The organism is Micromonospora sp. NPDC051300 (assembly GCF_044455315.1).
GTDB lineage: Bacteria > Actinomycetota > Actinomycetes > Mycobacteriales > Micromonosporaceae > Micromonospora > Micromonospora robiginosa.
The window spans coordinates 1-10,671 of the sequence record NZ_JBITEP010000023.1; the positions used below are offsets into that span (position 1 = coordinate 1).

At 72.6% G+C, this 10,671-nt stretch carries 15 protein-coding genes; 7 read left to right on the plus strand and 8 right to left on the minus strand.

All coding sequences use genetic code 11. From position 1 onward, the window contains the following. Positions 1-82: 82 nt before the first annotated feature. From ACIA5A_RS22980 to ACIA5A_RS22995, 4 genes are read left to right on the plus strand one after another with little or no spacing between them, the layout of a single operon-like run. Entirely contained in the window at positions 83-589 is a 507-nt protein-coding gene (locus ACIA5A_RS22980; RefSeq protein ID WP_396765822.1) for a carbohydrate ABC transporter permease, read from the plus strand. Further along, complete coding sequence (locus ACIA5A_RS22985; protein WP_396765825.1) at positions 586-1,455, plus strand: carbohydrate ABC transporter permease; 870 nt, start codon at positions 586-588, stop codon at positions 1,453-1,455. The genes ACIA5A_RS22980 and ACIA5A_RS22985 overlap by 4 nt, the downstream gene beginning before the upstream one ends. Beyond that, positions 1,452-2,228, plus strand: a complete 777-nt coding sequence (locus ACIA5A_RS22990; protein ID WP_396765827.1) for a hypothetical protein — start codon at positions 1,452-1,454, stop codon at positions 2,226-2,228. Before ACIA5A_RS22985 ends, ACIA5A_RS22990 begins: the two co-directional genes overlap by 4 nt. Further along, positions 2,225-3,418: a right-handed parallel beta-helix repeat-containing protein gene (locus tag ACIA5A_RS22995; protein WP_396765830.1), complete on the plus strand. Its 1,194-nt coding sequence runs from the start codon at positions 2,225-2,227 to the stop codon at positions 3,416-3,418. The genes ACIA5A_RS22990 and ACIA5A_RS22995 overlap by 4 nt, the downstream gene beginning before the upstream one ends. 40 nt (positions 3,419-3,458) lie before the next feature. Here ACIA5A_RS22995 and ACIA5A_RS23000 read toward each other — a convergent pair whose 3' ends face one another. Further along, positions 3,459-4,022: an NYN domain-containing protein gene (locus tag ACIA5A_RS23000; RefSeq protein WP_396765832.1), complete on the minus strand. Its 564-nt coding sequence runs from the start codon at positions 4,020-4,022 to the stop codon at positions 3,459-3,461. Between the two features lie 176 nt (positions 4,023-4,198). Here ACIA5A_RS23000 and ACIA5A_RS23005 point away from each other — a divergent pair, with 176 nt between their 5' ends. After that, positions 4,199-4,525, plus strand: a complete 327-nt coding sequence (locus tag ACIA5A_RS23005; RefSeq protein ID WP_396765835.1) for a TraR/DksA family transcriptional regulator — start codon at positions 4,199-4,201, stop codon at positions 4,523-4,525. A gap of 85 nt (positions 4,526-4,610) precedes the next feature. Here the strand turns inward: ACIA5A_RS23005 and ACIA5A_RS23010 are convergent, their stop codons facing one another. The 7 genes from ACIA5A_RS23010 to ACIA5A_RS23040 form a co-directional block, all read right to left on the minus strand. Then, positions 4,611-5,111: a TlpA family protein disulfide reductase gene (locus tag ACIA5A_RS23010; RefSeq protein WP_396765838.1), complete on the minus strand. Its 501-nt coding sequence runs from the start codon at positions 5,109-5,111 to the stop codon at positions 4,611-4,613. 7 nt (positions 5,112-5,118) lie between these two features. Beyond that, a complete protein-coding gene (locus ACIA5A_RS23015; RefSeq protein WP_396765841.1) occupies positions 5,119-5,658 on the minus strand; it encodes a MauE/DoxX family redox-associated membrane protein in 540 nt (179 codons plus the stop codon). Further along, a complete protein-coding gene (locus ACIA5A_RS23020) occupies positions 5,655-6,089 on the minus strand; it encodes a lasso peptide biosynthesis B2 protein (RefSeq protein ID WP_396765844.1) in 435 nt (144 codons plus the stop codon). The genes ACIA5A_RS23015 and ACIA5A_RS23020 overlap by 4 nt, the downstream gene beginning before the upstream one ends. Beyond that, the gene (locus ACIA5A_RS23025; protein ID WP_396765847.1) at positions 6,086-6,346 is read right to left on the minus strand and encodes a lasso peptide biosynthesis PqqD family chaperone; all 261 of its coding nucleotides are present in this window, start codon (positions 6,344-6,346) and stop codon (positions 6,086-6,088) included. Before ACIA5A_RS23025 ends, ACIA5A_RS23020 begins: the two co-directional genes overlap by 4 nt. After that, complete coding sequence (locus tag ACIA5A_RS23030) at positions 6,343-8,178, minus strand: asparagine synthase-related protein (RefSeq protein WP_396765850.1); 1,836 nt, start codon at positions 8,176-8,178, stop codon at positions 6,343-6,345. Before ACIA5A_RS23030 ends, ACIA5A_RS23025 begins: the two co-directional genes overlap by 4 nt. A 33-nt stretch (positions 8,179-8,211) precedes the next feature. Then, positions 8,212-8,346 (minus strand): keywimysin-related RiPP, encoded by a 135-nt coding sequence (locus ACIA5A_RS23035; RefSeq protein ID WP_396765853.1) that lies wholly within the window; start codon positions 8,344-8,346, stop codon positions 8,212-8,214. Between the two features lie 100 nt (positions 8,347-8,446). Next, entirely contained in the window at positions 8,447-9,220 is a 774-nt protein-coding gene (locus ACIA5A_RS23040) for a DedA family protein (protein WP_396765856.1), read from the minus strand. A 188-nt stretch (positions 9,221-9,408) separates the two neighbouring features. Between ACIA5A_RS23040 and sbnA the strand changes: the two genes are divergently transcribed. Both sbnA and ACIA5A_RS23050 read left to right on the plus strand, forming a co-directional pair. Next, positions 9,409-10,407 (plus strand): 2,3-diaminopropionate biosynthesis protein SbnA, encoded by a 999-nt coding sequence (gene sbnA / locus ACIA5A_RS23045; RefSeq protein ID WP_396766051.1) that lies wholly within the window; start codon positions 9,409-9,411, stop codon positions 10,405-10,407. After that, positions 10,404-10,628 carry an MbtH family protein gene (locus tag ACIA5A_RS23050; RefSeq protein WP_396765858.1) on the plus strand — a complete coding sequence of 75 codons (225 nt, stop codon included), beginning with the start codon at positions 10,404-10,406 and terminating at the stop codon, positions 10,626-10,628. The genes sbnA and ACIA5A_RS23050 overlap by 4 nt, the downstream gene beginning before the upstream one ends. Positions 10,629-10,671 lie beyond the last annotated feature (43 nt).

Below are 10,671 nucleotides of genomic sequence, written 5' to 3' on the forward strand. Positions count from 1 at the left end.
TCCCGGTTGACCCCCGTGGAATTCGAGACCATCATGCACCCACCGGCCAGTCAGGCCGCGTGACTACACCTGTCACCTGCCGGTGCAGCAGACCCACTGGGTCCTGGGGTTACTGGGCTTCGACCACATCGACTTCACCGCGTCGCTGTGGGGCAGCCACCTCATGATCGCCACGATGATCGCCTGGCGCTGGACCGGGTACAACACGCTGCTCTACCTCGCCGCGTTGCAGGCGGTCCCCCGGGAACTGTACGAGGCCGCCGCCGCCGACGGCGCCGGCGGCTGGAAGCAGTTCCGGCACATCAGCATCCCCTCGTTACGGCCGATCATCGCATTCACCGTCGTGACCTCGACAATCGGCGGGCTCCAGGTCTTCACCGAACCGCTGCTGGCCAACCCGGTCGGCGGGCTCACGTGCGGGGCGGCACGGCAGTGCCAGACCGTCACCCTCTACCTCTACGAGCAGTCCTTCGGGCAGTTCCACTTCGGCTACGGCGCGGCGGTCGGCGTCGCGCTGTTCGTCATCGTGGTGGCCTTCTCCGGACTCAACTACCTGCTGGCCACCCGCATCCGTTCGGAGCGCCCATGAAGCCCGTACCCCCGACCGCCGCACCCACGCGGGCCCGGCGGCGTCCGGCCAACCGCGTCCCGATCCCGGTGTACGTGGTGCTCACCCTCATGGCGCTCGTCAGCGTCTTTCCGCTCTACTGGATGTTCGTGGTCGCGACGACGGACTCCGCCACCGCGACGACGCTGCCCCCGACGATCACACCCGGCGGCAACTTCCTGCACCTGGCGGACCTGGTCTTCACCATCGTGCCGTTCGTGCAGTCCCTGCTCAACAGCCTCGTCGTCGCCACCACGATCGCCGTGGGCCAGGCGTTGCTCTGCGCGTTGGCCGGCTTCGCCTTCGCCAAGCTGTCCTTTCCCGGCCGCAACACGCTGTTCCTCGTCGTCGTGCTGACCATGACGGTGCCCGCGCAGTTGGCAGTGGTGCCGCAATACCTGATCATCTCCCAGCTCGACTGGGTGGACAGCCTCCAGGCGGTGATCGTGCCCGGGTTGGTCAGCGCGTTCGGCATCTTCTGGATGCGCCAGCACATCGGCAGCACCATCGACGACGAGCTGATGCAGGCGGCGCGGGTGGACGGCGCGACCACCTGGCAGCTCTTCTGGCGGATAGCCTTCCCGATCGTCCGCCCGGCGGCGTACGTGCTGGGGCTGTTCACGTTCGTCTACGCGTGGAACGACTTCCTGTGGCCGTTCATCGTCCTGAAGTCGCCGGAGAACTACACCGTCCAGATCGCCATCAAGGCGCTGCAACAGAACCGGGACATCGACCTCGGCCTCGCGATGTCCGGCTCCTTCCTGGCCACCATTCCGCTGCTGGTGCTGTTCGTCTTCGTCGGGCGTCGCCTGGTGCAGGGAATCATGGAAGGCGCCTTCAAGGGATGAGGTCGGCATCCGAGTTCCACGTGGCGACCACCGGTTCGGATCGCGCCGACGGCTGCGTCGAGCGGCCGTTCCGCACGATCAACCGGGCGGCCGGCGTCGCGCGGCCCGGCGACACCGTGGTGGTGCACGCGGGGGAGTGCGAGTGGGTGAAGCCACGCCGTGGTGGCCTCAGCGACACCCGCCGCATCACCTACCAGCCGGCGCCCGGTGAGCACGTGGTGATCAAGGGATCGGAACGCGTCACGGGCTGGGAGCCGCTCGGCGGGGCGGTGTGGCGGGCGGTGATCGACAACGCGCTGTTCGGCTCGTTCAACCCGTTCGCCGAGGAGGTGACCGGCGACTGGATCGTGTACGCCAGGGGCGCGCCACGCCGGCACCTCGGCGACGTCTACCTGAACGGCGTGAGCTTCTTCGAGGTGGACAGCCGGGCCGAGGTCGACGATCCGCCCCGGCGCACCGAGGTCGTCGATCACTGGACCAGGGTGACCCACCCGATCGGCGACCCCGACCGGACCCGACTCGTCTGGTACGCCGAGGTCGGGGAGCGGACGACGATCTGGGCCAACTTCCAGGGCGCCGACCCGAACACGGAGCTGGTGGAGGTCAACGTACGCCGCAGCGTCTTCCACCCGGACCAGCCGCACCTGGACTACATCACGGTGCGCGGCTTCGAGCTGGCGCACGCGGCCAGCCCGTGGGCGCCGCCGACCGCCGACCAGCCGGGCCTCATCGGGCCCAACTGGGCGAAGGATGGGTCATCGAGGACAACGTGATCCACGGCGCCAAGTGCGCGGCGATCTCCATCGGGAAGGAGGGCTCGACCGGGCAGAACCACGCGGCTCTGCGCGGCGACAAGCCGGGCTACCAATACCAGGTGGAGTCGGTGTTCGCGGCCCGCCAGATCGGGTGGGACCGGGAGCACATCGGCTCGCACGTGATCCGCCGCAACACGATCCACGACTGCGGCCAGAACGCGATAGTCGGTCACCTCGGGTGCGCGTTCTCCACGATCGAGGACAACCACATCCGCGACATCGGCGTGAAGCGCGAGTTCTACGGTTACGAGATCGCCGGCATCAAGCTGCACGCCGCCGTCGACGTGGTCATCCGGCACAACCGGATCCACGGCTGCTCGCTCGGCACCTGGCTGGACTGGCAGGCGCAGGGCACCCGGCTCTCCCGCAACGTCTACCACGACAACTGCCGGGACCTCTTCGTCGAGGTCAGCCACGGTCCCTACCTGGTCGACCACAACATCTTCGGCTCACCCGCCTCGCTGGAGCTGTTCAGCCAGGGCGGCGCCTTCGTCCACAACCTGATCTGTGGCACGTTGCGGCTGGAGCCGGTGCTGGACCGCGCCACGCCGTACCACCTGCCGCACAGCACCCAGGTCGCCGGCTACGCGGTGATCTACGGCGGCGACGACAGGTACGTGGGCAACCTCTTCCTCGGCGGCGACCCGGGCGCGGCCTACGGGCCGGGCGCGGAGGGCGAGGGGCCACCGCTGGCCGGCACCGCCGGATACGACGGCCACCCCGCGTCGTTCGAGGAGTACCTGGCCCGTCTCGACGCCCAGCCGCCCAGCGACCAGCAGAAGTACGTCGAGGTGCGACAACCGGTGTACGCCCGGGCGAACGCCTACGCCACGGGCGCCCGACCGTTCGACGGTGAGCGCGGGCCACGAGTGCTGGGCACCGCGACGGCGACGGTCGTCGAGGAGGACGACGCGGTCTGGCTCGTCACCGATCTCCCCGCGGCGTTCGACGAGGCCCGGGTCGGTGTGGTCACCGGCCGGGACCTGGAACGGGTCCGGTGCGCCGACGCGGAGTTCGAGGAGCCGGACGGCAGCCCCGCCGTCATGGACGTCGACCTGTCGGGCGCACCCCGGCGACCCGGCCGGGACGGCGCCGCCGGGCCGATCGCGGACCTCCGGTCCGGGGCGCGCCGGACGCGCGTCTTCTGACGAGGAACGCCCGTCCGCGTGCCGGCCGTGCCGGTCCGGCCTACAGGAAGCGCTCCGGGTCGAAGCTGTCGAGGTCGATGATGCGAACCCGGGGCAGGACGCTGGTGAAGCAGCCCGCGTCCTCCTCGATGTCGAACACCTGCAGGCCCGGCAGGTCGGCGAAGCCGGCGTTGAGGAACTCCTTGAACCCGACGACCGCGACCTGGTGGTCACTCCGTAGCAGCTCGTCGACCTGCGGCAGGAAGTCGCCGTCGTGGCTGGCGAGCATCACGTTGCCGGGGCGCCGGGCGATCGCCTCCAGCGTCCGCTGGATACCGATGTCCACCACCTTCTGATCCGACGATCCGGCGAGCGGGATGGGCCGGTACTCCAGGCTCAGGAGGGCCCGGACGAACGGCATCGGCAGGCCGCCGCCCGAGGCGTTGAGGAAGAACAGCGCCTTCACCGGCTGCTGCCACGTGTCCCGCGCGAAGTCCCGCAGACGCTCCCAGCGGGGTCGCTCCGCCGGAGCCGGCCGGCGCTCGAGAACGCTGTTGCCGAGAGTGGCGTCGATGTTCTCCCCGTCCACGATGAGGTATGTGACGGGGTCGGTCGTACCGGGCATGGGTGTGCCTCTCGAGTCGAGCAGCGAGCGCGGACCGGTCGAGCCCGAGCGTTCGACGTGCCGGGGAAAGCCGTGCTCACGGTCAAGGGTATTGCCTGCCGGTCCGGCCCCTGGACGGCACCCGGCTCTCCCCGCCACCGCCCGTCCGCGCGGCTGGGGGCCGTTAGGCTGCCCCCATGGCCCGGGACGAACTGCTGCGGCTGCGAGCGAGGGCGGAGGCTGAGGCGGCGGTGCTGGCCCAGGATCTGGAGGCGCTGTTCCTGGCGTCGCGGGATTCGAACGCCGACGACGAGCACGACCCGGAGGGCGCCACCATCGGTTTCGAACGCGCCCAGTTGACGGCGCTGCTGGCCGGGGCGCGGCAGCGGATCGCCGACCTCGACGACGCGCTGCGTCGGGTGGACGCCGCGACCTACGGCGTCTGCGAACGATGCGGGCGGCCGATCGGCGACGAGCGGCTCGCGGCGCGGCCGTTCGCCCGCTTCTGCATGGCGTGCGCGTAGGTCGTCGGGGGGAGTGGACACCGGGGCGCCGGGCTGCGAGGGCCGCTGACCTGACCGGCGTCGAGCCCGGCGGGGGCCGGCCCGGTCACGGCGTGGCGCAGCCCGGGACCGCTTCGGCGTGCATGCCGGTCCAGGCCAGCCGCCCGTCCGGCGACACGACGAACAGAGCCGGGAAGCCGCGGATGCCGAAGTCGTGCCGTAACGCCTCGTCGGTGTCCACCACGACCCGCGCGGCGTCGCCCAAGTCGCTGAGGAAGCCGGCGGTCGCGTCCGGCCCGGAGACCACCGCCACGACCCGCTCCGGTCCGCCCGGCCAGCGGGCGGCGACGCGGGCGAACGTCCCGCGCTCCTTGCGGCACCGGACGCAGGTGGGGGAGAAGAAGGCGACGAGCGTGTCCGCGTCACGGCCGGCGAAGTGGCCCACCGCCTCGCCGGGTCGCCGTGCCTGCGCCGGAACCCCGTGGTGCTCGATGTCGGTGAGCAGCTCCGCGTGGTAGCGCATGCGTCGGACGAGAGCCAGGCTCAGGGCGGTGTTGAACGCGCACACCAGCGCGAGCACGACGACGACGGTGACCAGTGCGCTCATGCGGGCTTCACCATCCGGTCAGGAACGCGGACGCGATGTCGTGCAGCCGGACCACGCACGCCGCGAGCAGTGCCGCCGCGGCGACGCAGACGAGCGGGCCGGCGAGGTCGCCGCCACGCGTACCCCTGGTGGCGAGGGTGCCGGCGACGGCGCCGGCGGACACCGCAAGCAGCACCACGTTGCGCAGCAAGCCCACCCCGCGAGTGGTGACGGCCGAGCCGAAACACCCGCACGCCGCCGCGACGTCGGAGCCGGGGGTCCGCGCCAGTCGCCAGGTGAACGCGGACAGGAGTACGCCCGCCGTCGCGGCGGCCCAGGGGGCCGTGGCGGTGACGACCGACCCGGCCGCGGCGACGGCCTCGCCGGCGACGACCAGCCCGGCCAGCAGCGCCGCGGGGCGGCCCCGGACCCCGGTCAGCGTGGTGGCGCCGTCCCGGAACCGGACGAAGGCGGCGACTCCGCGGATCTTGGTGAACACCGCCACCGCGAAGACCATGGCGAGGGTGCCGCGGCAGATCCAGGACAGATGCAGCAGCGTGGCCGTCATCGTCGCCGGCCCTGTCCGGGCGGCGCGACGGTCAGCAGCGGGATGTGGAAACCGTCCGGGTAGGGCTCGTCCACCGCGGCGCCCTCGGCCTCCACCCAGGCGTGGGCGCCGAAGGGCGGATGGCGGCGGACGCCGGCCACCCAGGTCGGCCACGCGCCTCGCGCCCGGCACAGCAGCGCGGTGGCGATCGACCGGGGCAGGCAGCCGAGCGGGCCGGCGCAGAACGCGCTGTTCGCCACCGTGACGCGGCGTGCCTCGGCGGCCTCGGTCCGGCTGGCGGGGCGGGCGCCCCGGCTGACCCGGTGCAGCACCCGGCAGATCTGGGCCGGGGGCCGCCGGGCCAGCACCCGGGCGAACGCGACGACGGCCAGGACGAGGACCCGCCGTCCCAGCCGCTGCGGCTGGTAGGCGATCACGCGTTCGGTGGTCATGCCGGGACCACCAGCCCGGCGGACCGAAGCTCGGCGAGGAACTGCGGGACGTCGACGGCCATCGTCTCGTGGTCGCCCTCGTACTCGGCGGCGAGGCGCTCGGTTACCCGGGTCAGGTCGGCGTGCGCGAGGATCGCGGCGAGGGCGGTGCTGGCGGTCGGGTTGAGCGTCCAGAACTCCCCGGAGGCGGCGTCGAGGAGCACCCCGCCGTACTCGGTGGGCGTCCAGGAGACGGGGGCGGGCAGGATCCAGCTCATCGGTGCTGCTCCCCCTTCACGAGCCTGCTCTCCTGGACCCGCAGCCAGGTCTCGCAGGCCAGCGTCTGGTCGAGGTCGTAGTAGGTGTGGTCGTCGGGCGCCTCCAGCGCGGCGCGGAGGGCCCCGGCGTCGATCAGGCCACGCTCGGCGAGCCGTGAACGCTCGGCCAGGTCGCGGAGCGCGGCGTGGTGACGGGTGGCGCCCTGCAACGCGGCGATCGAGGTGTCGGCCTTGGTGGACCGGCTGGCCAGCGGATCCGGCAGGACGTCGCGCACGGCCCGCACGAGCAGTGGTTTGTATTGCCGGGGCGACGTGACGTCGGCCAGGCGCACGCGCAGGCTCGCGTTGACCACCCGGTCGTCGAAGTAGGGCAGCGCGGCCGTGACGCCGACGCGCCGGGACGCCTGCGCCAGGTGCCGTCCCGCGGCGGCGCCGGCGTGCAGTCCGGCCAGCCGGCCGTGCCAGCCGCGGTCCTCGTCGAGCGGGTCGGCGCTCGCGGCGTGGTCGCGCAGGATCCGTCGTACCGTCGCGACCGCGTCCGGCGCGGTCCAGGCGGCCAGCCGGGCCGGTGGACCCCAACTCAGCAGCGGCCCGCCGAAGCCGGACGCCGGCGTGGTCAGCTCGTCGGCGACCGACGTCAGCCAACCGCGGTACGACCGCCGGTCGAGCACCGCGCGGAGGGTCGCGCCGCGGCCCCAACGGTGGGCCGACGCCAGCAGCGTCAGGTGGCGTACGGCCAGGCGAGGGTGCGTCCGCAGGAGGGTGACCTGGAGCGCGGGGTCGGCGCTGAACAGCTCGTCGCCGCCGAACCCGGTGAGGCGTACGGCCGCGCCGTGGGCGGCGGCCCGGCGGGACGCGGCCAGGAACCCGGCCCGGTACATGACCGCCGACGTCGGTTCGTCGAAACTGTCGGCCGGCTGGTGGAGGTCGGTGTAGGGCAACGGGTTGGCGTCGCCCTCGATCACCTCGTGGGTCAACGTGCCGAACTCGCGCGCGGCGAGTTCGGCCCAGGGCAGGTCGTCGTCGAGCGGGTCGGGGCTGACACAGGTCAGGCCGATCACCCGCCGGCCCTGCCGGACGGCGAGCGCGCAGAGCGAGGTCGAGTCCGTCCCGCTCAGGTCGCCGGCGATCACGTCGCCCGGTCGACCGCGCAGCGCGACGGCTGCGGAGAGCGCCTCGTGCAGCCGGCCGGCCGCGGCGTCGAGGTCGAGCGACGCCTCGGGCGGCTGCCACCACCGGCGCGTACGCGGGCGACCCGCCCGGTCGACGGCGAGCAGTTCGTGCGGAGGCACCCCGTGCACGCCACGCCATACCGGTCGCCAGGACAGCGGCCACGGTGCGAACGGGGTGAGCAGTCGGAGCGCCAGGGCCTCGTCGTCCACGTCGGACCCGGTCAGTGCGGCCAGCACGTCGGCCCGGTCCGACACCAGGAGCGGGCCCTCGGGGGCGGTGTGCCAGTAGACGCGGCGGAAGCCGGCGAGGCCGCCCCGCACCGCGGTCCCGTCGGGTGTGGTGGCGAGCGTGTGGAAGCTGCCGGGCTCGTCCCGCAGGCTCTCGCAGAGCCGTACGGCGTCCGGCGCGTCGAGTCGCAGGTCCGCCGCGCGGAGTCGGTGGTCGCCGAGCGCGGCGAGGCGGCGGTGGCCGAGTTCGGCCGTCACCGCCTCGCCGGGCTGCCAGCGACCCGCGATCCAGGGGCGTCCGGACGCGTGGGGCATGGTCTGCACGACGCCGGTGAGCTGCCGCAGCCGGTGCACCACCCGGTGCCCGGCGTCGACGTCCGGCATCATCACGAACCACGACGCCTGTGACGCCGCGTCGGGCACCTGCGCCATGATCGCCCCTTCGGTCTCGGTGGGCCGTGACGATCAGGAGCAGACGGCTCGCGGCTTCTGGGTGACGAACGACTCCCGGCAGTTGGTGAAGAGACTGCCGGCGGTCTGCTGGGCGAACGAGCCGCCCTTGCTGAGGGTGGGACGCTGGTACGTGGACTTCTTGGCCATCCGTGCACTCCTTCGCAGGTGAGTGACTCGGGCCGACCTGGGCCCGCACGGCGAAGTCTCGGCGCGCTTCCTATATTTGGCCGATATCGCGGCCCGCCGCCTACGGCTCGGTGGGGGAGTACCGCAGCGGTCGGACGGTGGTCGGCAGCCGGAGGACCGGCCCGGCGGGCCGGCGGGGACGCGGGCTCCCGACGGTCGCGGCGGCCGGCCTCGCGGGCGGTGCCGCCACCGCCCCGGCCGGCGGGCGGGGAACCGTCACCGGCGCGGCGGCGGCCCGGGCTCGCCGGGACCTGGCGACCCGCCTGACGATCAACCCGATCGTCGTGGTGGCCGTGGCGGCGAGCAGGCCCGGCAGCAGGGCGTAGCGGGGTTGGTGCGCGAAGGCGGCGCCGCCCAGATATCCGAGCCCGACGATGTAGCCGGCCCAAGCGGTGGAGCCCACCGCGCTGCAGGGCAGGAACCGGCGGCGGGGGGAGCGGACCGCGCCCGACGACAGCGCCGCGGCGGTGCGTCCGCCGGGCAGGTAGCGGCCCAGGAGGACGGCGAGGTCGCCGTGGCGGTGCAGGCCGGAACGCCTGCGGTCGACCGCGCGGCGCAGGCGTCCGTCCCAGCGGGACGGTCGCGTGTGGCGGGTGAGCCGGTCCGCGGCGAACCACCCCAGACGGTACGCCAGCAGGTCGCCGGCGAACGAGCCGACGGCGACGGCGGCGACCAGCGGGGCCAGGGACGGCCGCCCGCCCGCGGCGAGCGCGCCCAGGGTGATGACGAGCGTCTCCGCCGGCAGGACCGGGGCGACGCCGTCGAGCGCGACGACCAGCGCGACCACCACGAAGAGCCACGGTGAGCTGGCAAGGAGCAGGACGTCGTGGAGCACGGTTCCTCCTGAGGCGCGATGGGTCTCAGTCCGTATTGCACATGCTAGCAGAACTTTGCAGGTGCAAGGTGAGGAATCTGTGGACGATTGTCGAGCCCGCGATAGCTGCGGTATAGGCGGAATATTGCGTACGCCGTGACGGTGGTCCCGACGAAGGGGGAGCCGTGCGGAGCGGACCTGTCGAAGGAATCCTGGGCACCATCGGAGCCACACCCCTGGTGCGGCTCGACCAGCTGCTGTCGCGACGGGGCCCGCGGGTCTTCGCGAAGATGGAGAGCTTCAATCCCGGAGGCAGCATCAAGGACCGCTCGGCAGCCGGCATGGTGCTGGACAAGATCCGGTCAGGAGAGCTGACCCCGGAGCGTTCGGTCGTCGTCGAGTCCAGCTCCGGCAACCTGGCGATCGGCCTGGCCCAGATCTGCCGCTACTACGGGCTGCGGTTCATCTGCGTGATCGACGCGCGCACCACCCTGCGCAACCGCTCCATCCTGAAGGCCCTCGGCGCCGAGGTGGAGGTCGTCGAGCGGCCCGACCCGCAGACCGGCGAGCTGCTGCCGGTCCGGCTGGCCCGGGTCCGGGAGCTCGCCTCGACCATCCCGCACGCCTACTGGCCCAACCAGTACGCCAACCCGCTCAACCCCCGGGCGCACGAGCGCACGATGCAGGAGATCGCCGAGGCGTTGCACGGCGACGTCGACTACCTGTTCGCCGCCGTCAGCTCCTGCGGCACGCTGCGCGGCTGCTCGGACTACGTCCGGCGCACCGGCATGGCCACCACGATCGTGGCGGTCGACGCGATGGGCAGCGCCATCTTCGGCGCCCCGGTCATGCCCCGGCTGATTCCCGGCCACGGCGCGGCGGTCCGCCCCGACCTCGCCACGGAGACCATGGCCGACGAGGTCGTGCACGTCTCCGACCTGGAGTGCGTCATCTCCTGCCGGCGGCTCATCCGCCGCGAGGCCGTGCTCGCCGGCGGCTCGTCCGGCGCGACGGTCGCGGCGCTGGAACGGTACGCGGCCCGCATCCCCGACGGCGCGAACGCCGTGCTGATCTTCCCGGACGGTGGGGACGGCTACCTCGACACCATCTATTCCGACGAGTGGGTGACCGACAGGTTCGGCGAGGTCTCCCACCTGTGGGACAGCAACGGATCAACCACTTTCCCGGCCTATCAGGAGGCGTTGTGACGCAGCAGGACCAGACCGACGACCGGACCTACCGCGTGGTCGTCAACGACGAGGAGCAGTACTCCATCTGGCCGGCCGACCGGGAACTGCCGGCCGGCTGGCACGCCAAGGACGTCGAGGGCAGCCGTGAGGCGTGCCTGGAGCACATCGGCGAGGTGTGGACCGACATGCGTCCGCTCAGCCTGCGCCGCCGCATGGAGCAGGCCGCCGCCGGCGCCTGACCGAACCCACCGCCCGCCGGACCATTCGAAACGAGGAGTGTGC

Coding starts and splice junctions, on each gene's coding strand:
- ACIA5A_RS22985 (WP_396765825.1), top strand. CDS start 586: ATGAAGCCCGTACCCCCGACCGCCGCACCCACGCGGGCCCGGCGGCGT.
- ACIA5A_RS22990 (WP_396765827.1), top strand. CDS start 1,452: ATGAGGTCGGCATCCGAGTTCCACGTGGCGACCACCGGTTCGGATCGC.
- ACIA5A_RS23000 (WP_396765832.1), bottom strand. CDS start 4,022: ATGCCCGGTACGACCGACCCCGTCACATACCTCATCGTGGACGGGGAG.
- ACIA5A_RS23005 (WP_396765835.1), top strand. CDS start 4,199: ATGGCCCGGGACGAACTGCTGCGGCTGCGAGCGAGGGCGGAGGCTGAG.
- ACIA5A_RS23010 (WP_396765838.1), bottom strand. CDS start 5,111: ATGAGCGCACTGGTCACCGTCGTCGTCGTGCTCGCGCTGGTGTGCGCG.
- ACIA5A_RS23015 (WP_396765841.1), bottom strand. CDS start 5,658: ATGACGGCCACGCTGCTGCATCTGTCCTGGATCTGCCGCGGCACCCTC.
- ACIA5A_RS23020 (WP_396765844.1), bottom strand. CDS start 6,089: ATGACCACCGAACGCGTGATCGCCTACCAGCCGCAGCGGCTGGGACGG.
- ACIA5A_RS23025 (WP_396765847.1), bottom strand. CDS start 6,346: ATGAGCTGGATCCTGCCCGCCCCCGTCTCCTGGACGCCCACCGAGTAC.
- ACIA5A_RS23030 (WP_396765850.1), bottom strand. CDS start 8,178: ATGGCGCAGGTGCCCGACGCGGCGTCACAGGCGTCGTGGTTCGTGATG.
- ACIA5A_RS23035 (WP_396765853.1), bottom strand. CDS start 8,346: ATGGCCAAGAAGTCCACGTACCAGCGTCCCACCCTCAGCAAGGGCGGC.